The organism is uncultured Fibrobacter sp. (assembly GCF_900316465.1).
Taxonomy (GTDB): Bacteria; Fibrobacterota; Fibrobacteria; order Fibrobacterales; family Fibrobacteraceae; genus Fibrobacter.
Window position 1 is genome coordinate 1 of record NZ_ONDD01000041.1, and the last position, 18985, is coordinate 18985.

Sequence of the window (18985 nt, forward strand, 5' to 3'; positions counted from 1 at the left end):
AAGGCGGGAAGGAGAGTCTTTTGTTGAACCGTTGCCAGTTTTTTTTCGCTGTAGATTTTTTCAAGACCGGGAGTGACGACAATGTTTTTCCAGCGTTGTTTCTGTGCGACAAAAATCATGATGCCTTCGCCGCTTTCTTTGCCGAGGTTCCATTGTTCGGCGGTGTACTTTGCGTACTTGTCGCCCTTTTCGAATTGGTTTGCGTGTCCGATGTCGTCAATCAGCACGCAGGTAAGTTCAATTCCGGTTTCTTGATGGAACTTTTGGGCGAGGTCGTTAAAAAGTTGCGTTTCAGAAGCGTTCAGCAGGTGATTGTCGTCGTAAATCTGACCTTCACTGGGCTTCTGAGGAAATCTTTGGTCTTCAAAAGATGTTTCTGCCATAGCCCCGAGCGTAAGACTCAGGCAAAGGAGTGTAACACGTATGGAAATGCGCTTTAATAGAAACATCACTTTGAAAATATAAAGTTTATTTCTAAAAAGTTGCGCGTGAACTTATTTTTTCATAGGATTTTGGCGATAAAGTTTATTTGTATCTTACGAAATGGAATATTCTTGGTTGGAATATGAAAATGGGAAGATTTTAATTTTTTTTTGTGATAAGTGTTCTATTCAAAAAAAACTCTATATATTTAGGAGTGGGTTACGAATAGAACAATAGGATTGGATTATGAATGAGAAATGGACATGGCTCCCGGATTTTGCCTCGGATATGGGGATATGGGAAGACGATCTGGTCGGCATTGCGCCTGATGCAGAACATCTTTTCGTGACATACGAAAAGATGGTGTCTGTTCTTGATAACATTTATGATTTGCCCGGCCTTGCCGAGGCGTCTACCGTTGTAGGATGGGGCTTAGGAGCTTTTGTTCTTTTAAAGAATGCTCAAAATCGTCCCAAAAACCAGAAATGGATTCTGCTTTCGCCTTATGCGGATTATTGCTCTGAACACAGTGAATGGAATAACGAAAACCTGTCGTTTATTGCGCACCAGACGAAGACCGCGGTGGATGCTACCTTGAACGCTTTTTACGAACTGATTGAAAATGAATTTGGTGAATGGCAAGATGACTGGATGAAAGCCGCCAAGGCGATTAATCCTGAAGCCTTGTATAAGGGACTCTCGTATATTGCAAGGAACCGAATTGATGCGCCTGTTCCTATTACGGCTGAAACACAGGTCCTATATGGTCGCATGGATGGTGCCGTTCCTCCGGCTATGACCTTGGAACTCAAGGAATTTATGCCTGGGGTGGAATTCAAGGAACGCCCCAAGGCAGGACATTGGCCGCCTCTACTTTTGTTCTAGCCGCGTTTGCGGTTGATAAAAGAGAGCAAAAGCGTTGCGATCAGGTAGGCTGCGAAAAAGCACAGCAATAACATTTCAACAAAGTCGCCAATACGGCTGTATAGAGTGTCGCGGGTCTTGAGCGGCACTTTTCTTTGTACAACGCGATCGGTGAATATTTCGGTGTTGCCGTCGTAGTGGCCGTACTGGTCGATGAATGCGGAAACACCGCTGTTGGCAAGGCGTGCCACCGGCATGCCGTTTTCGATAGCGCGGTAACGGATCAAGTTCAGGTGCTGGTAAGGGGCGGTACTCCGGCCGAACCAGCCGTCGTTGGTAATGTTGACCATGAGGCGGGAGCCTTCGCGGATCGCTTCGCGCACCAGGTCGCCAAAAATGGCGTCGTAGCAAATGTAGGGTGTCCACAGGAACGGCTGGTAGACGGGGGTTTCTTTACCGGCGACAAAGTCTCCTTCGCCAAGATCCACATAGTTTAAAATCGGGAAGATTTCGTCAAACGGAATTCGTTCGCTAAAAGGCACCAGGTGCTTTTTGATGTAGCGCTTCGGGAAGTGAAAATCGCCGGGAGTGAACAGGAACGAGGCATTGTAGACATCGAACTTACGGATGCTTCCGCGCGGATTGCGACGGTAGTCGAGTGCGCCTACTAAAAGTTGAGAGTTCTTGCTGTCTGCGACTTCGTGCAGGCGTTCAATGATGCCGGGCTGCCTGCGAATGTGGTCGGGGATTGCGGTTTCGGCAAGCACGATAAGGTCAGCATGTTCCTTAATGCTGTCGTTGACCATGCCGAGAGTCTTGTTGACAATGTTATCGAAACGTTCCTTGCTCCATTTGGCTCCCTGTGCAATGCTTGGTTGTACAAGGGCGATAGAGGGGTTGCCTTCGGCGTCTGCATCGTAGAACGGTTGGGCTTCGGTTTTAGACAAGACGATACTGCCTTGAATGAGTAACACGACAAAAATGGAAAGGGGGACGGCTAGAACAGGGATTGCTTTTTTGATGTCTTGAACTTTGCAAAGTGTTTGGGCTACGGCTTGGTTCGAGGCGACGACCAAAATCGTGTATCCGAAGATTCCGATGTAGGGGAGCATTTGCAACAGTTCCAGGCTGTTTCCGAAAACATAGCCCAAGTGACTCCACGGGAAGGCGAAATCGCCGTAGGTGCGGGTCATTTCAAGGCCGGCGTAAAAGACCGGGAAGAGAATCAACAAGATGGTGCGAATTTTTGCAGGAGCATCTTTTGCAAGCGTGTATACGAATCCGGCCAGAGTGTTGTAGGCGCTGAAGAAGGCGATAAGCAAAAAGAGCCCGAGGAGAATCAGTCCCGAAGGTGCGGTCTCCACGTGCATGACGTTGTAAATCCAGTAGTAATTGATGGAGTTGTAAAGCATGCCCGACCAGAAGGTGGCGAACATGGCTTGACCGCGGTTGAATCGGTTGAGGACGATGAACCACGGTACAAGCAGCAATAGCGCTGCGGGGCCCAAGGGCATGGGCGGGTAAGCGAGTGCGTACAAGCCCCAGGCGAAACAAGAAAGGAATAACGCGGTGCGAGATTCGCGGGTCTTGATATGCTTGTAATTCCAACGGGCAAAAAGGATAATCCAGAAAATGCCGATGGGACATGCGGTAAGAATGAGCTGGATCAGTCCGGCGTGCCCGATTTTATTCAGGTCGCCAATGTTGTAGTCGAGTGCGAGAAATATAAATGAAATGATTGCAAAGGCAAAAAGTGTACGCTTAAAGCTTTTGCGGATGTTCTTAAAAAATAAGAATGGGATTGTTACTGCCAAGGGGAGTACTTGCAAAATCTGCGTGTAAAGCCCCGGCTTGTCGGGCCGCAGCGAAAAGGCTACGGTCTCGGCAACAATGAGAATAGCTATATAGATCCAATAAACTTTCGGAAGTGCGTTAAAATGTGTCTTAATTTTATTCAGCATGACTGTTAACTTTCTTGCCTTTAATCTACAGCCCGCTCTTGTCTTGGGGATTGAATATCAGTACGAATTCACCTTTCGGCGGGTGGGCCTTGAAATGGGCTGTGATTTCGGAAGGGGTCCCAATCAAGTGCTCTTCGAACTTCTTGGTGAGCTCGCGCATCAGGGCAATCTTGATTTCTCCGAATACCTGGCCGATTTCTTCGACGAACTTGTCGATGTTATGCGGACTCGCGTAGAATATTTGGGTTGCTTCTTCGTCTTTCAGTTTTTCAAGCAGGTGAATGCGCTGCGCACTCTTTTTGGGTGAAAAGTACTGGAAGCAAAAATGGTCTGTGGGCATGCCGCTAGAAACCAGTGCGGTAATCATGGCGCAGGGGCCTGGAATGGCGCGCACATCGATCCCTTCACGAACGCATTCGCGTACTAGATTGAATGCGGGGTCTGCAACGCCGGGGGTACCTGCGTCGCTTACGAGAGCTATGTCGCCTTCGTTTTTCAGGAATTCCACGTACTTGGGGGTCACCTTCTCTTTATTGAAGTCATGGTAGGCTTCCATGGGCGTGTTAATGCCGTAGTTGTCAAAGAGTACGCGCGTGTGTCGCGTGTCTTCGGCAAGCACCAGCGGAACTTCCTTTAAGGTCCGCACGGCGCGGTAGGTGATGTCTTCCATGTTCCCGATGGGGGTCGCTACTATATAAAGAGTGTGCATAGCCGAAAAATAGAAATCTTGTGCTAAAAATCTTGAGCCAAATTCAGGTCGGTGTTGCGGACGAGGCGGGTTTCGAACTTGAGACGTTCCAAAAGCTTACGGTGCATTTCCTGCGAGGCGTCGTTGACCAAATCCGAACGCATGCGACCGTACCAGAATGCCTTGACATGTTCGCTTTCTTCAAATTCCACTTTAAAGGTCAGCGTGCCGTGGCAAAAGATTCTTGCTTCCATGCGGTAATGCCAAGTCTCGCTTACGGGGAGCATGGGCCAGAAAGGAATGAAGGCCGCGCCGATATTCCAGGAACTGCTTTCTCCATCGGGGGTGACGCTTGCGTCAATGTGTGCGACTCCGCGGCAACTTTCCATGGGGTAGCTTGAAGTGTCTACCGCAAAAGAATACGCTCTTTGCAGATTTGTGTCCAAAACGGATGTCGTTCCTGCGTAAGAAATCGTGATGGGCTCAAAAAACGGGATAGTTTTCGGATAATCTTGTAAGTCGTATTTGGTAAGGCTTGTGGAACATCCCGCAAAATGCATGCCGAAAAGGCCTGCGAATGCCATGAACATCAACGATTTTGACGTAAATAATTTCATTTCTATAAATATAATTATATTTCGTTTCGATGAATTCGACCGCCTATTTTATATCAGATGCGCACCTTGGGGTAAACCCGCCGGGTTCTGTCCCGAATCGCGAACAGGCTCTTGTCCGTTTTATTGAATCGATTCAGGGCAAGGCTTCGCATTTGGTAATTGTGGGCGATTTGTTCGAATTTTGGTACGAATACAATGATTACGTCTGCCGTAACCATATGGATTTGTTCTTTGCCATGCGCGAATTGGTAAAATCCGGCTGCGAAGTCCATTTATTGCAGGGCAATCACGATTTTGCTTATGGGGATTTCTTCCCGAAGTCTCTAGGCGTCCAGACTCATAAGGAGCTGGTGCTTGAAATTCAGGGAAAAAGGGTCTATTTCCGCCATGGCGATGGCGTTGCAAAATCCGACTTCGGTTACCGGTTGTTCCGTCGCGTTCTTGATTTCCCGCTGAATCGATTCCTTTTCCGCCAACTCCATCCGGATTGGGGGATGGCCCTTGCCCGATTTGTGGGCCGGAACAGCCGTAAGGTGGGCGAGTCCCGCGTTATCAAGATGGAAGAATACCTGAATTGGGCGAACCGAATGCTCAAAAAGACGGAATGCTCTTTCTGCATTCTGGGCCATCACCATATTTCGGGCATTTGGAATGTCGAAAACGGGACTGTGGCATCTGCCGGAGACTGGATGAAAAAACTCACCTACCTCCGGATGGAAGCAGGTGAGCTTGATATTCTGAATTTTGATGGTTAATCTTGGGTTCCGGCGTTATTTGCGCGGGTTTCCGTAGACTTCATCATTTTCTTGCTGGCATTTTCGCCCCAAATCCAGGCGACAATGTCAGTATTTGCGAACTTGTCCCACATATCGTCTAGCCAGCACCAATGATGGGTTTCGCCCTTTTCGTCGGTGAAAGTCCATTTTTCCGGGGTAGCGGAGAAGGTCATCTTGATCGGCTCCGGCTTGCTGAAGTTGCCGTATCCATCATTTACGGCTTCAGATTCTGCAGGTTCGATTTCGATGGTCCAGGACTTACCTTCGGTCCTTTTGTAGATTCCGACATTGTAGACTATAAGGATGGCGACGACGATGATTGCGCCCTTGTAATTCTTCTTGGTCAAGAAGAAAATCAAGAGGAGGACAAACAAAATCGCCAGTGCACCCAAATTATAGTGCGTCGTATAAAACAACTTGAGAATGTCGATCATAAGAGACTCCGACTAATTATTTCTTGGACTTTTCTGCTGCTTTCTGTTCGGCGACCAAAGAGGCTACGCTGAACGTAATGGTCTTGCCTTCGACCTTACATTCGGTACGGAAGCTCTGCTTGGGGAGTGCCAGACCGTGAGAAGAGAAGGTGCCCATGAAGGAGGCGTTGGCGTGGCTAGCAATAGTGCGCACGTTGATAAAGCCCTTGTCCTTGCTGAAGGAAAGCTTGAAGACCTTCTTGGCGCGATCGTAATCGGCAATCATGGTCTTGTTCACTTGGGTGTTCACAGCGTCTCTGGTGTGACGGTCGAAAATGATGGTGCCGCGAGAATCAATCGAAAGCATGGTCTTGTTTGCAATCGAGTTGCGGCAGGCAATCAGTTTCCACGGGCCCTTCTTCTTGGTAGAATTCTTGCTCGTGAAGATGTACTTGTTGCCTTCTTTTTCAAGTTCGTACGGACCGGTGACGATCTTTTCGCCGATGGCGTTCAGTGCGCCCTTGAAGTATAGGAACTTGGACTTTGTAGAATTGACACCAACAATGAAACGGAAAGACGTGGTCTTTGCTTCCTTGGTGGGTGTAATCGCTACGCGCTTACCCACAGGGTCGACTTCGATATCGGCATAGGGACCGATTTCAATGACTTCCCCTTTCTTGGAGTTTTCTTGCTTCGCCATCTTGTCAAGTTTCATTGTCTTGATGGCTTGGTCCGGAAAACGCAGAAAACCGCGAATATCCATTTTTACAATGATAGTATCCATAAACACCTCTTTTTGTTTATTTGTGGTTTTCAAGGTAAACTAATAATTTTCCTAAACAAAATCAATGCAGATAAGAAAAAAACATGAAAATCTGTTCCCAAAAAGTTTTTTTTGTGCGGAATTTCACACAACGTTTGTCAGTTTTTATCAAAATAAATTGCGTTTTTGTGACAAAATCAGCACTTTTTGCAAACTTTCTCCATTTCGGACAAAAAACCTCGAGCCTTCCAATTTGGAATATTCGGCCTTTGTTCTTTCTTCGAATTGTTTCTTATCGAAGAGTACAGTTATGTTATTTTGTGCGCTTTTTAGCTTGTCTATGGATACTTTAAAATTAGTGCGAATCAGGAATTTAGGATAAAGAAATCCGTACTTTTGATGAATGGCGTCGGCAATGTCGAAGATCGGATCAATTAAGATAATTTGTTCGGAATTAGCTTGCTGGTTGATTGCCGAGATTGCTCCCATGCCGCGTCCTACAAGGATTTGCGGGGCTTTGCCGTTGACTTGTGCTGCACATTCTGCGATTTGCTTGGCGTCGTTTTCGAACGTGTCTTCGCTGGGGGTTCCTTTGTTTTGGGCGGAGCCTCGGTAATTGAATGCGACAATGTTTGTTCCCGGGAGTGAGTCGACTTGCGCAAGGAACTGGGCCGCGTCTTCGTCGGCTTCGGGGAAGTAGAGCATGACGGGATCGTTTTCGTTACCCAGGGTAAAACCGTTCAGGGTCGTTCCATCTTCGAGAGTGCAGGTGAGGGGCTTGGCTTTGCCTTGGATTGCTTCGTTCGCTTCTTTATGATAGATTGCTCTCGGGAAAGCGTTCCTGCGTTCGGTGAGAGCAAGGTAGAAAACCATACTTATATATATAACGATTAAAATGCCTGCGATGCGTAAAAGCCTAAAGGCAAAGTTTTTTAGAAATCGGGCGATTTTTTGCAAAGTGCTGTTCATGGCGCCAAATTTAGAAAAATGAATCGGGTTCGCAAAGAAAAAGGACTTTCGCCTGTTTCCAGACGAAAGTCCAAAGGATGGGATTGGGTGTTCCTTGAATATATCTAAAAAAATTGGCAAGCGTATCACTTCTTTTTTCAAAAGTGTTCACGGATTGTTCTTTTTTGCAAGATTTACGGGAGTTTACAAAAGAATTTCAAAAAAAGGTGTTCCCAAAAATTCACAAAAAAAGTATATTTAGGCTGATGAACGTATACGCTTACTACAACTACCGAAAGTTCCTGCAGGACTATTATGACTACCGAAAGTCCGTGCAGCGATACTTTTCCTACCGGTCCTTTGCGAAGAAGGCGGGGTATTCCTCGTCGGGCTTTTATCTGGACTTGGTCCGCGGGCGCAAGTCGCTTACGCCCCAGATGTTGCCCAAGTTTATTGCGGCTCTTGGCCTGAACGAAAAGGAAGGACGTTACTTCACGCTGATGGTGGACTTTACGCATGCCACCACGCCGGCATCGAAGCAGGCTATCTTCGAACAGATGTCCGCTCTTCTTCCGAGCGCCATCAAGTCTTTGACCAAGAGTCAGCAGGAATACTATAGTAAGTGGTATTACGTGGCGGTCCGCGAGGCGTTGTCCGTCTTGAATGTGGGCCCGAAGAATATCCAGGAACTCGCTTTGTTCCTGAATCCCCGTATCACTCTTCCGCAGGCAAAGCAGGCTATCCAGTTGCTTTTGTCAATGCAGTTGATTGAACTGGACGAAAAAGGTTTTTATCGCTCGGTTAACAAGGCTATCTTTAGCGGCTCCGAAATCTCGTCGCTTTTTGTTCATCAGTTCCAGAAACAGATGATGGACCTCGGTAAAGATGCCTTGGATCATTACAGTACCGAACGCAGAAATGTATCTTGTATGACGATGAGCGTTTCTGCAGAAGGACTCGAACGTATTATTAGTAAGATTGACCTGTTCCGTAAGGAAGTGGTCGATATTATTCGTTCGGATGAAGGTGAAACCATGGTGTGCCAGATGAATATCCAGTTTTTCCCGCTGAGTAAGGAAAAGGTGGACCTGCCGCCAGAAACCGAGGAGGAAGAATGAGCAAGAAATTTTCGTTGTTGACTTGCCTGGCCTCGTTTGCGCTCGCCTTGATTGGTTGCAGTAACGATAAGGTTGCAGGTACGGTAACGGATACCGGCAATACGCTTGCTGAAACCCAGGTTTCGGGTGTTGTGCTTCGCGTTGACGGAACTCCTGCATCGGATGCCATGGTCCGTATGGCCCGCATGGCTGTTTACGATAGTGTTTTGCATGTTCCCGAACAGATTGAAGTCGTGACCGATTCCGATGGTGTATACTCTTTTGATTCCGCCTTGTCGGACACCTTCCAGCTGGCGGTAATCGATACATCTGCAGTCGAAGTGTTCTATTTGCCGCGCACGACTTTGAAGGCGAAGGCTTACGGCAGCATTCAGCTTGCCAAGGCTGCGGTCGTAACGAGCGTTCTTTACTTTGAAGAAGTGGAAGATTCTGCGGTTTCTGTGGGCGGTCACTTTATGACTTGCCTTTCGGGAACTCCGTTCTGCAACGACGTGTTCGCTGCGGACAGCTTCTCGATGCTGATTCCTGAAGGCGAATGGTCCATGGAGATTTTCCCGGGTGATTCCATGTTGGTTGCCCGTATGCAGTCTCTTGGCTTTGCAGATAGCCTTATCTACCGCACCTTGGATCTCGGCAAGATTAAGGCCGGCGATTCCGTAAGCTCTGGCCCGATTGTCTGGAGTACAACGTCGGATGCAGATTCCTTGATCAAGGAATCTGAAAAGGAAGCGAAGAATGTGGCTCGTCTTTCGGGTAAGGTGATGTGCAAGAACGGCAATCCCTGCGCCGATGTCGAAGTGATGCTGATTAAGGATATTTACGGTTTCAATTTTGTCGAAGGGGATTCGATGAAGTTCGAAGCCCAGACTACGACTGATAGTCTTGGTCGCTGGTGGTTGCCGCTTCCGGATTCTTTGCCGGGTGATTCCTTCCGCTTCGAATTCCGCAAGTTGCAGGATGACTTGGTGACTCAGGCCGGCGTATCCCGCTATTTGACCAAGAAGGATATCGAAAACCTGAAGGATACTTTGAAGGTGAAGGATGTTACTCTGTCCCGTCCGTCTACCTTGGTTAGCCGCGTGTCTTTGGTGGTGGATCGCGAAGATACCACCCAGTCGAACGATTGCACGGTGAACAGTGTGGTGGTGGGCATTAAGGGTACGTCTCATTTTGTGCGCGACGTGACTTGCAATGAACTTAGCCTTTCCGACTTGCCTTCGGGTTCTCAGCAGGTGGTTCTCTATTCGGGTATTCCGAAAGTGATTTCTACCTTGCGAGCATCGGATGTCTCGACGGATTATTTTGTGACTCTGACTGCCGTGTCGCTGCCTGAAGGTGGTACTCAGCAGGTCCAGGGTATGACTTACACCCCGCCCAATCAAAATATTTTCAAATAACCCCTTGCCGAAGTGAAATTCTTTTACTAACTTTGGGGGCGCATTGAGCTATGGTGTAATGGTAGCACAACAGATTCTGACTCTGTTTGTCTAGGTTCGAATCCTGGTAGCTCAACGATATAACTCTTTGCTCGTACCCCTGAGCAGAGAGTTTTTTATTTTTGGAATATGGAATTTTTCGACTACTACGAGAAACTTTTTGGCGACCGTTGGCCGGCGTTGCTTGAATCCTTGAAGGGAGAGGGCTGCGCGACTGAATTGCGTTTTGGTGAAGGACTTGAACCGTACTATTTGGATGAAGCCTCGGTCTTTGCGGCGAGTGCTCTCGGTGTGGAACCTGGCGATGACGTGCTTGACATGTGTGCAGCACCTGGCGGAAAGACGCTCGTGATTGCGTCGTTGCTCAAAGGCGAAGGTTCTTTACAAAGTAACGACCGTTCGCCGGATCGCCGTTTGCGCTTGCAGCATGTAATCGAAAATTCCTTGCCCGAAAGCTGGCGCTCCGTAATCAAGGTGACGGGTTACGACGGCATGAAGTTTGGACTCCATAAAAAAGAATGCTTTGACAAGGTTTTGCTGGATGCTCCCTGTTCTTCGGACAGGCATGTGCTGAATTCTCCGGCGCATTTGGAAGTGTGGTCTGCAAAACGCGTCAAGAGGCTTTCTGTAGAGCAAGGGGCTCTCCTTGCCTCGGCCGTAGATGCTCTTAAACCGGGTGGAACGGTGGTTTATGGCACTTGCGCGCTTTCGCCGATGGAAAATGACGATGTTGTCAGGAAAATCCTGAAAAAAAGGCCGTCCATGCGTTTCGAAGCTATCGAAAACTTGCTGCCGGGTGCCGACCGCACCGAATTTGGTGTCCATATTCTGCCCGACCGCTCTGAGGGGCGCGGCCCCATTTATTGCGCCAAGCTTGTGAAAGAAAAATAGCGGTCTTTAGAGACTTTTTCGCAAATTTTTATTTATCTTTACAATATGTTTAAGCGAATTGTCTTTTCGTCGTTTTTTGCGTTGGCTAGCGTTTTAGCTTTTGCCGACGATACTGCTCCTGGTAAGCAGGTTGATGCTTCACCTGCTACGCAGGTCGATGCTTCACCTGCTGCGCAGGTCGATTCTTCGTCTGTGCAGGCGGTTTCTTCATCCGCGATGTCGTCTTCGTCGCAGGTGGCGCCCGCATCTTCGGAATCCGAGGCCCCCAAATTTCGCGAGGTACCTGTGCGCTACTGGGTGAACGGGGATTCCTCTGAACTCGAAGCCATTTTTGTAAAGATTGAAAACGATACGGTCTACTTGAAAAAGCCGACTGAAGCGGAACTGCGCCATATTGAACAACTGGCCGACAAGAAGGCGATTGCCCTTCAAGAAAGCAATGGCCAGGAGGTTGAGCAGGCTGAAGACGAAAACGAAGAAGTCGATTTGAATGCGAAACCCGCCGAAATTATTATGACGGATGCCGTCAAGGATTCGATGGCTGCCCAGGCTGATACTGGCAAGGCTGAGGCTGCTCCGGTAGATGATGGCGCCGACGATGACCTCGCGACGGCAATGGCAAAAGAAGACAAGCGCGTAAAGATGGAAGAAATCGCGAAAATGGAACAGGAAATCCGTGAACGCGAAATCCAGGATAGTATTGCCGCTGCCAAGAAGAATCCTTACATCAAGATATTCAGGTACGAGTTAAAGCGTCTTTATAATATGGAAGACGACGTGATGATCGACCTTTCGCTTTCGAACTATGTTGTTCCCATTGTAAAAGTTGTCGAAGAAACGATCGAACTTTATCCGCCGGGAAATGCCAACTTGCTGGTGGTTTCGCAGCCTGAGGCTTGTTCCTTGTATGTCAACGGCATTCCGCTGAAGATTGTGGCTCCGGATACGATTAAGAATATCAAGCCGGGCAAGTATACAATCTCGGTGATGAAGGTCTTGAAAGACGTAGAATGGTGGGGTTCCGCCGTTGTGAAAATTAATGCCGATAGCGTGAACAAGGTGACGATTCCGGTACTTCGTCCTTCGACTCGCTTGACGCTTAATTCGAACCCGGAAGCAGCCGAAGTTTACGTGAACCAGGAACCGTCGCTGAACAGAATGCCTGACCACATGACCGACGTGGTGGTGGACGGCGTAAAGCCGCAGGTCAGGGCTACAATCCACTTTAGAAAGGTGGGCTACCGCGATACTACGGTGACGACGGAAATCAAGCCGTACATGCCGAACCTGGTATATGTGGACATGACGCCTGTGCTTGACGACCTTGAATTTATCGAAGAACAAAATGCATTCAATAAGGAACGTAGCCAGAGACGTATCGGCCGCGGACTTTTGTGGAGTTCCATTGTCCCCATTATTGCCGGTGGTGTAATGTGGTACTTGGCTGAACGCGATTGGAGCAAGGCTGCCGACAAGAAACATGCTTACGAGAATTTGTCTGCATTCGATAGCGACGACACTCGCCAGATGGTCAAGGATAACCATGAATTGAATGACAGTGGTGATGCCAAGTGCGGTGTTGCCATTGGACTTGGAGCCTTGGGCGTTGGCCTCTTGGCGGCAGGCATTGTCCTTGCGTTCTAGTTTAAAATAAATGGAGAAAATATGATTAAGAAAATCCTTTCGGTATGCTTGCTCTCGATTGCTTTTGCTTCGGCTCAGATTGCAGATGACCCTTATGCCTATACCTCTGGCGCCCAGGAACAGGAAACGCCGGTGATGAATATCAACCATACCGATAGTGACGAACCGGTGTTTGCGATCTCGATTCACCCGGTATCGATGTTCATTCTGTCTCTGATCGATATTCCGTCCATTTTCTTGACCATTGAAGGGAACCTGGCTAGCCATGTTTCCTTGATTACTAGACCCTATTTTGTCTGGGCGGAATTTTCGGATAGCGATGAAGATCTTGATATCTTCTTGTTCGGTATTTCGGAAGGCTTGCGCTTTTACTTGAACGAAGGACATCGCGGTCTGTATTTGTCAGGACATTTCAATTACGACCGTGTGAGCCTGGAATACACTTATGAAGGTAATTCTAGGGACAATATCGATGCCCATGCGAACGGTTTTGGCTTTGGCTTTTATATCGGTCATAAGTTCCGTTCTGGCCATTTTACGACATCGTTTGATGTCGGCTATGTCTATTCTCACTATTCGACCTCGGCAAAGGCTGAAGATGATGTCGATAGGGTTGCTACCGTGGGCTCGGGCTACGACATAAACTATACGTTCGGCTTCACGTTCTAACTCATTTTTCTATTTTTTTGAAAAAATTGGAGATTTGTATGCCAGCAATTCATTTGACTGCAGAGAATTTTGACTCAGCGATTTCCTCGGGCCAGTTGGTCTTTGTGGATTTCTGGGCCACCTGGTGCCGTCCGTGCATGATGATGGGTCCCGTCATCGATGAACTTGCCGACGAATACAATGGCCGTGCGGTCATTGCCAAGATGAACGTGGACGAACCCGGTGTGGGCGATATTTGCGCCCGCTTTGGTATCACGAATATTCCCAACATGAAGCTCTTCAAGAATGGAGTGGAAGTGGGCAATGTGGTGGGTGCCGTACCGAAGGCTACCGTTAAAGGCGTTATCGACCGCAATCTGTAATTCTCATGCTGACTAAACGATTGATTGTATGTCTTGATGTCCGCAACCGCAAGGTGACTAAGGGCGTCAAGTTTAAGGGTAATATCGATATCGGTGATCCGGTTGAGATGGGTGCGCAGTATAGCGCAGACGGTGTCGATGAATTAGTTTTTTACGATATTACTGCAAGTGCCGAAAATCGTCCGTGCGATATGGAGATGATTCGCCAGATTGCTCACCGCGTGTTTATTCCGTTTGCGGTGGGTGGCGGTATCCGTAATTTGGACGATATGCACGAAGCTCTTTTGGCTGGTGCAGAAAAGGTGAGCGTGAACAGCCTTGCCGTGTTGCACCCTGAAATTATTGCCGAAGGCGCGAAGGCTTTCGGTCGCCAGTGCGTGGTCTTGGGCATGGATGCCAAGTTCGTGGGCGTTTCGGACAAGTTCAAGAGCGGCTACGAAGTGTATATTCGTGGTGGGCGCCAGGCGATGGGCATCGATGCCGTGGAATGGGCCAAGAAGGCCGAAGACCTGGGTGTCGGTGAAATTTGCTTGAATGCAATCGATACCGATGGCGTTCGTAACGGCTATGAATTGAATATTACCGACCAGGTGGCACGTGCGGTGCAGGTGCCGGTGATTGCTAGCGGCGGTGCCGGAACTCCGGCCCACATTGTGGACTTGTTCCGCAAGACTTCTGCCGATGCAGCCCTGGTGGCTTCGATGGTTCACTTTGGCGATTACACTGTTCCCGGAATCAAGAAAGAAATGCTTGCTGCAGGAATCCCTGTGCGCAAGAAAATGAACGGCGAGGTGTAAGTTGAACACTTCTGTTGCGGTCAAGATTTTTGAAGCAGGCAAGAGTGCCGGTGCTGACTTTGTCGAAATTTTCGAAGAAGAAACTCGCAGTTCGATGCTCGGACTTAAATCGAGCCAGATTGAGTCTGCGACTGCAGGCACAGAATATGGTATCGGAATCCGTTTGATTTACGGAACCGAAGTACTCTACGGCTTTACGAGCGATGATTCTGAAGAAGCGCTTGTAAAACTTGTGAAGACGCTTGCTTTTGGCCGTATCGCTCAAATGAGCAAGGCTCCGATTGAATTCGCACCCGAAAAGCGCGTGGCTGATTACAATGTGGCTGCTTTCAAGGATCCGCGCGTTCTGGGCCAGGCGGTCAAGCAGGACTTCTTGTTCCGCGCAGACCAGGCTGCCCGTAAGATTTCGGATAAAGTAGTGCAAGTAGGCGCTTCGGTGACGGATTCTTGCTCCACGATTTCGCTCATGAATAGCGAAGGCTTGAACCTGTCTATGAACCGTGCACGCTTGCGCGTGAACGTGACTGTGACTGTGTCCGACGGAACCGAAAGATTGACGACGCACGAGGCTCCTGGCGCCTTGGGCGGTTATGAACTTTTAGCAAATTATTCGCCCGAGGCTTTGGCAACCGATGCGACGGAACGCTTGTTGCGCATGCTTTCGGCGGGTTATATTAAGGGCGGCCAGATGCCTGTGGTGATGGGCAATGGCTTTGGCGGCGTGATTTTCCACGAAGCCTGCGGACATCCGCTCGAAACGGAATCGGTCCGTCGCGGCGCAAGCCCGTTCTGCGGTAAACTTGGCGAAGCGATTGGCCAACCCTGCTTGACCGCTATTGATGACGGCACTATGGAAGGCGTGTGGGGGAGCCTGAAGTTCGATGACGAAGGTACTCCGACCCAGCGTACGACTTTGATTGAAAACGGTATTTTGAAGACTTACATGAGCGACCGCGTGGGAGCCCAGGAAGTCGGAATTGCCCGCACGGGATCGGCCCGTCGTGAAAGCTACAAGTACGCGCCCGTGAGCCGCATGCGCAATACCTTTATTGCTCCTGGCAAAGATACGCTCGATTCGATGATTGCAAGCGTTGACAACGGTCTTTATGCTGCACGCATGGCGGGCGGTTCGGTGAATCCGGCAACAGGCGAATTCAATTTTGCCGTTGACGAAGGCTATGTGATTCGTGGCGGCAAGATTTGCGAACCGGTGCGCGGCGCAACCTTGATTGGCAAGGGCCATGAAATCATGCCCCGCATTAGCATGGTGGGTACAGACTGGGAAGTGGCCGCAGGTGTCTGCGGTGCAAGTTCTGGACATGTGCCTGTGACTGTGGGGCAGCCTTCGATTAAAGTGGACCAGATTCTGGTCGGCGGCCGCTAGAATTTACCCCATCGTCTTTTAGGATTTGGACAGTGGTCTTCATGACCGTCTGGCCATATCCAGACTTCGTCTGTAAAAGGACATTTTGAGCATGAACCGCTCATGGGGCAGTCTTCGGTCGGATCTTCCAGGAACAGGGAACCTTCGTATTTGATTTTGTCCGAATGGAGAGAGCCTTCGAGAAGTTCGTGGCGAAGTGATTCAAGTTCTTGCTTGCTGAGTTTGAATCGCCTTTCGAGAATTGCCGATGTATCTGGAATGAATACAGCCGGATTCCATTTGATTCGCTGGACGCCGGCCGTTTCGGCCCAGGCGATAAGGTCCTTGTAATCGTTGAGATTTTCGCGGTGCAAAGTCACTTGCAAAGAAATGGTGGCGCTGGAATCGAGCCTGCGTTTGCGGCATTCGACAAGCTTCTCTACATTTTCGCGCCAGAGGTTGCGGAGGTATCCGCCCATTTCGTAAGCGAGCGTGCTGACCTTGATGTCGCTGCAGGCCTGAACCAGTTCGAACATGACCGACGGCGTGCCCCACTTGCCTGGGAATGTCCCGTTGGTAGTGAGATTCATCTTGACGCCTGTCATTTCGCAAAGGTGCAGCAGGTTTTCGAATTTTGAATAAAGTAGAGGTTCCCCCATGGTGGAGGGAATGACTTCTTTTAGCAAGGAATTGCCGTTTTCGTCTCGACTGGCGGCGTACTTTTCGATAGCTGCCTTGGCGGTTTCAAAAGGCATTTCGCCAGAATAAGAGACGATGCCGCGCTGCCTTAAAAAACACAGCGCACAGCGCAAATTGCATTTGTCGGGGTTGGTGAGTAGAGTAATACGACGCATGATCTAATTTAGAACTGAACGAATCTAAATTCGATCTAGGCCCTATGCTCCCTTAAATACTTGATGGCGGCAAGTCCTGCCTTGGCGCCTTCGCCCACGGCAACGGCAACTTGCAGGGTTCCTCCGGTGCAGTCGCCAGCAGCGAAGAGCCCGGGGAGTGTCGTCTGGAAATCATTGTCGAGAACGAGTGTGGGACCGTCAAAGCCGGCGCCAGCCTTCTTGGCAAGGTCGGTGGCGCTTGCGCTTCCGAGGGCTACAAAGAGTCCGTCGAATTCTTCTTCGGTGCCGTCTTCGTAATGCACGCCCTTGAACTGGCCTTCGCCAACCAAAGATTGCAGGTGGCGAGATTCAATGTGCACGTTGGGCGGGAATGAAGCTGTCAGGGGGGCGCCATTGGTAAGGAGCGTGATGCTTGCGACGACTTGTGCAAGTTCCTGGACTTCGTGAAGGGCGTATTCGCCTGTACCGAGGACTGCCACCTTTTTCTGGCGGTAGAAGAAGGCGTCGCAAACGGCGCAATAGCTTACACCGTGACCTTCAAGTTCTGCCATGCCGGGCACCGGGTGCTTATTGCGGGCAGCACCTGTAGCCATGATGCAAACTTTTCCGTGGTATTCGCCTACAAGGCCCTTTGCCGAGAAACCTTGACCGTCAAACATGAGGTCGGTGATTTCGTCGTCGATGATTTTGGCACCAAGGGCCATGGCCTGCTTGTGGCCCACTTCTAGAAGTTCTTCGCCGCTAAGGGGCTTTTCAAGTCCATAGTAGTTCTGGATCATGTGGGCTTTTGCCAAGCCACCGCCGTCTTTGCCAATCAATTGGACGGAAAGACCGGCTCTCAAACCATAGAGCGCGGCTGAAATACCTGCGGGGCCGTAGCCTAAAATCAGCATATCTGTCATAAATGACTCCATATCTCTTCAATTCCTATGTTCCTAAAATACAAATTATTTATCTTATGGAATAGGTAGTTTGTGGAAAAAAAACTTAAAGGGAAATGATGGAACGATTGACTCCGCGTGATATGTTTGTTGAAGCCGGCTACGGTCCGAACTTTGCAAACCAGCTTATACAAAATGCCTATAGCAAGTTATTCGAAGGTGACCCGATTGATGAACGAGTCTGCTTTGACGCCTCCGACGACATGAGCTATATCATCGATATCGGTCACGACGACATTCGCTCCGAAGGCATGAGCTACGGCATGTACATTACGGCGCTTACGGGCCATGAACGTCAGTTTGACAAGCTTTGGAATTTTGCCAAGCGTTACCTGAGAAACGATGACGGCCCGCATGTGGGCTATTTTGGCTGGCAGGTATCTACTACCGACTTTAGCAAGATGGACCCCGGTGCTGCACCCGATGGCGAAGAATACTTTGCCATGGCTCTTTTGATTGCTGCTGACAAGTTTAATCGTCCTGACCTCAAGGACGAAGCGGTGGGCCTGATTAACTGGATGCGCAATAAGCCGAATAACGGAATTGTGGGCCCGATTATTGACCCGGAACGCAACTTGGTGAAGTTCTCGCCGGTGCTGGGTAACGATTTTACCGACCCGAGCTACAACACCATTGCTTTCTACCGTGCCTTTGCCGAAGCGACTGGCGACGAGACTTGGCTCACGATTGCAAACAACAGCCTTGAATACATCCAGAAGGCTGCTCACCCGGTGACGGGCCTTTGCAGTGAATATTCCGAATACGATGGTACTCCGAAGGCTACCCCCTGGTACCCCGAAAGCGATTGCTTTAGCGGTGATGCTTGGCGCGTGGCGATGAATTTGAGCTTGGACTATGCGCTGTTCCGCGGGCACGAGTGCGAAAAGCAAATTTGCGAAAAGATCCTCAACTTCTTTAACGGCAAACGCCCCTACTTGGCAGACTACGCCATTGATGGCAGCGACTTCCCGCGCCCCGGTCGTAATGCCACGCCGGGTGTGATTGCGATGAATGCGGCCGCCACCCAGGTGCTGCCGACGGATGATCCGCGCATCAAGCCGTTCGTGAAGGACTTGGCCGCACTTTCGGTGCCTTACCGTTTCTGGCGCTATTACGATGGAATGCTTTATATGCTGGGCCTTTTGGCTACAGCGGGAAAGATCCGTATTTAAAAACGGCGTGTGTGGGTTATAGATAAAGGAATACAAGATGAACAAATTAAATTACATGGTGCGTCCGGTGGTTCTTGCTGGCGTATTCGCTTCTGCCATGATTTTTAGCGCGTGCGAAGATGTGCGCGTTGAAAATTACCCCAGTGGAAAAATCCGTATCGAGACGACCTATGTCAAGGACAAGAAGGAAGGCCCCGAAAAGGAATACTACGAAAACGGTAACGTGAAGCGTGAAGCCAATTATGTGAATGACCGCCGCGAAGGAGTTGTCAAGGAATATTACGA

General features: G+C 49.3%; 21 protein-coding genes and 1 tRNA gene. 13 read left to right on the forward strand and 9 right to left on the reverse strand.

Annotation, left to right across the window (positions count from 1 at the left end; translation table 11 throughout):
• On the reverse strand, positions 1–449 hold a 449-nt coding region (locus QZN53_RS11975), incomplete at its 3' end, for a YgcG family protein (protein ID WP_294653325.1).
• 220 nt (positions 450–669) lie between these two features.
• On the opposite strand from QZN53_RS11975, the gene QZN53_RS11980 reads away from it, so the two are divergent.
• Positions 670–1308: an alpha/beta hydrolase gene (locus QZN53_RS11980; protein WP_163439167.1), complete on the forward strand. Its 639-nt coding sequence runs from the start codon at positions 670–672 to the stop codon at positions 1306–1308.
• Here QZN53_RS11980 and lnt read toward each other — a convergent pair.
• From lnt to QZN53_RS11995, 3 genes are read right to left on the reverse strand one after another with little or no spacing between them, the layout of a single operon-like run.
• Positions 1305–3248: an apolipoprotein N-acyltransferase gene (lnt, locus tag QZN53_RS11985; RefSeq protein WP_294653327.1), complete on the reverse strand. Its 1944-nt coding sequence runs from the start codon at positions 3246–3248 to the stop codon at positions 1305–1307. The genes QZN53_RS11980 and lnt overlap by 4 nt on opposite strands.
• A 25-nt stretch (positions 3249–3273) precedes the next feature.
• The gene (gene rsmI / locus QZN53_RS11990) at positions 3274–3957 is read right to left on the reverse strand and encodes a 16S rRNA (cytidine(1402)-2'-O)-methyltransferase (protein ID WP_073320199.1); all 684 of its coding nucleotides are present in this window, start codon (positions 3955–3957) and stop codon (positions 3274–3276) included.
• Positions 3958–3980: 23 nt separating this feature from the next.
• Positions 3981–4553 (reverse strand): hypothetical protein, encoded by a 573-nt coding sequence (locus tag QZN53_RS11995; RefSeq protein WP_163439168.1) that lies wholly within the window; start codon positions 4551–4553, stop codon positions 3981–3983.
• Between the two features lie 29 nt (positions 4554–4582).
• Here QZN53_RS11995 and QZN53_RS12000 point away from each other — a divergent pair, with 29 nt between their 5' ends.
• A complete protein-coding gene (locus QZN53_RS12000; RefSeq protein WP_163439169.1) occupies positions 4583–5308 on the forward strand; it encodes a UDP-2,3-diacylglucosamine diphosphatase in 726 nt (241 codons plus the stop codon).
• Here QZN53_RS12000 and QZN53_RS12005 read toward each other — a convergent pair.
• The 3 genes from QZN53_RS12005 to QZN53_RS12015 all read right to left on the reverse strand — a co-directional run bounded on the left by QZN53_RS12005 (position 5305) and on the right by QZN53_RS12015 (position 7615).
• Positions 5305–5763 carry a hypothetical protein gene (locus QZN53_RS12005; protein ID WP_163439170.1) on the reverse strand — a complete coding sequence of 153 codons (459 nt, stop codon included), beginning with the start codon at positions 5761–5763 and terminating at the stop codon, positions 5305–5307. The genes QZN53_RS12000 and QZN53_RS12005 overlap by 4 nt on opposite strands.
• Before the next feature lie 16 nt (positions 5764–5779).
• Positions 5780–6526: a hypothetical protein gene (locus QZN53_RS12010; RefSeq protein WP_073320211.1), complete on the reverse strand. Its 747-nt coding sequence runs from the start codon at positions 6524–6526 to the stop codon at positions 5780–5782.
• A 147-nt stretch (positions 6527–6673) separates the two neighbouring features.
• A complete protein-coding gene (locus QZN53_RS12015; protein ID WP_163439171.1) occupies positions 6674–7615 on the reverse strand; it encodes an alpha/beta hydrolase in 942 nt (313 codons plus the stop codon).
• 104 nt (positions 7616–7719) lie between these two features.
• On the opposite strand from QZN53_RS12015, the gene QZN53_RS12020 reads away from it, so the two are divergent.
• The 9 genes from QZN53_RS12020 to QZN53_RS12060 all read left to right on the forward strand — a co-directional run bounded on the left by QZN53_RS12020 (position 7720) and on the right by QZN53_RS12060 (position 15754).
• On the forward strand, positions 7720–8571 hold the full coding sequence (locus QZN53_RS12020; RefSeq protein ID WP_073320217.1) for a TIGR02147 family protein: 852 nt from the start codon (positions 7720–7722) through the stop codon (positions 8569–8571).
• Complete coding sequence (locus QZN53_RS12025; RefSeq protein WP_163439172.1) at positions 8568–9968, forward strand: carboxypeptidase regulatory-like domain-containing protein; 1401 nt, start codon at positions 8568–8570, stop codon at positions 9966–9968. The genes QZN53_RS12020 and QZN53_RS12025 overlap by 4 nt, the downstream gene beginning before the upstream one ends.
• A 44-nt stretch (positions 9969–10012) precedes the next feature.
• A tRNA-Gln gene (locus tag QZN53_RS12030) sits at positions 10013–10083 on the forward strand.
• 53 nt (positions 10084–10136) lie between these two features.
• The gene (locus QZN53_RS12035) at positions 10137–10898 is read left to right on the forward strand and encodes an RNA methyltransferase (protein ID WP_163439173.1); all 762 of its coding nucleotides are present in this window, start codon (positions 10137–10139) and stop codon (positions 10896–10898) included.
• A gap of 45 nt (positions 10899–10943) precedes the next feature.
• On the forward strand, positions 10944–12542 hold the full coding sequence (locus QZN53_RS12040) for a hypothetical protein (protein WP_163439174.1): 1599 nt from the start codon (positions 10944–10946) through the stop codon (positions 12540–12542).
• A 21-nt stretch (positions 12543–12563) separates the two neighbouring features.
• Positions 12564–13211, forward strand: coding sequence for a DUF3575 domain-containing protein (locus tag QZN53_RS12045; RefSeq protein WP_163439175.1), 648 nt, complete (start codon positions 12564–12566; stop codon positions 13209–13211).
• Between the two features lie 38 nt (positions 13212–13249).
• Entirely contained in the window at positions 13250–13573 is a 324-nt protein-coding gene (trxA, locus tag QZN53_RS12050) for a thioredoxin (RefSeq protein WP_163439176.1), read from the forward strand.
• 5 nt (positions 13574–13578) lie between these two features.
• The gene (gene hisF, locus QZN53_RS12055) at positions 13579–14370 is read left to right on the forward strand and encodes an imidazole glycerol phosphate synthase subunit HisF (protein WP_073320237.1); all 792 of its coding nucleotides are present in this window, start codon (positions 13579–13581) and stop codon (positions 14368–14370) included.
• A 1-nt stretch (position 14371) separates the two neighbouring features.
• Positions 14372–15754: a TldD/PmbA family protein gene (locus QZN53_RS12060; protein ID WP_163439177.1), complete on the forward strand. Its 1383-nt coding sequence runs from the start codon at positions 14372–14374 to the stop codon at positions 15752–15754.
• On the opposite strand, the gene QZN53_RS12065 is transcribed toward QZN53_RS12060, so the two are convergent.
• Positions 15751–16587, reverse strand: a complete 837-nt coding sequence (locus QZN53_RS12065; RefSeq protein ID WP_163439178.1) for a radical SAM protein — start codon at positions 16585–16587, stop codon at positions 15751–15753. The two genes, QZN53_RS12060 and QZN53_RS12065, sit on opposite strands and share 4 nt — an antisense overlap.
• A 35-nt stretch (positions 16588–16622) precedes the next feature.
• Positions 16623–17489 (reverse strand): NAD(P)/FAD-dependent oxidoreductase, encoded by an 867-nt coding sequence (locus tag QZN53_RS12070; RefSeq protein WP_163439179.1) that lies wholly within the window; start codon positions 17487–17489, stop codon positions 16623–16625.
• 95 nt (positions 17490–17584) lie between these two features.
• Here QZN53_RS12070 and QZN53_RS12075 point away from each other — a divergent pair, with 95 nt between their 5' ends.
• On the forward strand, positions 17585–18700 hold the full coding sequence (locus QZN53_RS12075) for a glycosyl hydrolase family 8 (RefSeq protein ID WP_163439180.1): 1116 nt from the start codon (positions 17585–17587) through the stop codon (positions 18698–18700).
• Positions 18701–18737: 37 nt separating this feature from the next.
• Positions 18738–18985, forward strand: a 248-nt coding sequence (locus tag QZN53_RS12080) for a toxin-antitoxin system YwqK family antitoxin (protein WP_367269198.1), incomplete at its 3' end; no start/stop codon positions are given.

What these genes read in the sequence shown, in the direction of transcription:
- QZN53_RS12025 (WP_163439172.1), top strand. Translation starts at nt 8,568, where the DNA reads ATGAGCAAGAAATTTTCGTTGTTGACTTGCCTGGCCTCGTTTGCGCTC.
- QZN53_RS12045 (WP_163439175.1), top strand. Translation starts at nt 12,564, where the DNA reads ATGATTAAGAAAATCCTTTCGGTATGCTTGCTCTCGATTGCTTTTGCT.
- QZN53_RS12020 (WP_073320217.1), top strand. Translation starts at nt 7,720, where the DNA reads ATGAACGTATACGCTTACTACAACTACCGAAAGTTCCTGCAGGACTAT.
- QZN53_RS12035 (WP_163439173.1), top strand. Translation starts at nt 10,137, where the DNA reads ATGGAATTTTTCGACTACTACGAGAAACTTTTTGGCGACCGTTGGCCG.
- QZN53_RS12075 (WP_163439180.1), top strand. Translation starts at nt 17,585, where the DNA reads ATGATGGAACGATTGACTCCGCGTGATATGTTTGTTGAAGCCGGCTAC.
- QZN53_RS11980 (WP_163439167.1), top strand. Translation starts at nt 670, where the DNA reads ATGAATGAGAAATGGACATGGCTCCCGGATTTTGCCTCGGATATGGGG.
- QZN53_RS12005 (WP_163439170.1), bottom strand. Translation starts at nt 5,763, where the DNA reads ATGATCGACATTCTCAAGTTGTTTTATACGACGCACTATAATTTGGGT.
- QZN53_RS12010 (WP_073320211.1), bottom strand. Translation starts at nt 6,526, where the DNA reads ATGGATACTATCATTGTAAAAATGGATATTCGCGGTTTTCTGCGTTTT.
- QZN53_RS12040 (WP_163439174.1), top strand. Translation starts at nt 10,944, where the DNA reads ATGTTTAAGCGAATTGTCTTTTCGTCGTTTTTTGCGTTGGCTAGCGTT.
- rsmI (WP_073320199.1), bottom strand. Translation starts at nt 3,957, where the DNA reads ATGCACACTCTTTATATAGTAGCGACCCCCATCGGGAACATGGAAGAC.
- QZN53_RS11995 (WP_163439168.1), bottom strand. Translation starts at nt 4,553, where the DNA reads ATGAAATTATTTACGTCAAAATCGTTGATGTTCATGGCATTCGCAGGC.
- trxA (WP_163439176.1), top strand. Translation starts at nt 13,250, where the DNA reads ATGCCAGCAATTCATTTGACTGCAGAGAATTTTGACTCAGCGATTTCC.
- QZN53_RS12000 (WP_163439169.1), top strand. Translation starts at nt 4,583, where the DNA reads ATGAATTCGACCGCCTATTTTATATCAGATGCGCACCTTGGGGTAAAC.
- QZN53_RS12070 (WP_163439179.1), bottom strand. Translation starts at nt 17,489, where the DNA reads ATGACAGATATGCTGATTTTAGGCTACGGCCCCGCAGGTATTTCAGCC.
- hisF (WP_073320237.1), top strand. Translation starts at nt 13,579, where the DNA reads ATGCTGACTAAACGATTGATTGTATGTCTTGATGTCCGCAACCGCAAG.
- lnt (WP_294653327.1), bottom strand. Translation starts at nt 3,248, where the DNA reads ATGCTGAATAAAATTAAGACACATTTTAACGCACTTCCGAAAGTTTAT.
- QZN53_RS12065 (WP_163439178.1), bottom strand. Translation starts at nt 16,587, where the DNA reads ATGCGTCGTATTACTCTACTCACCAACCCCGACAAATGCAATTTGCGC.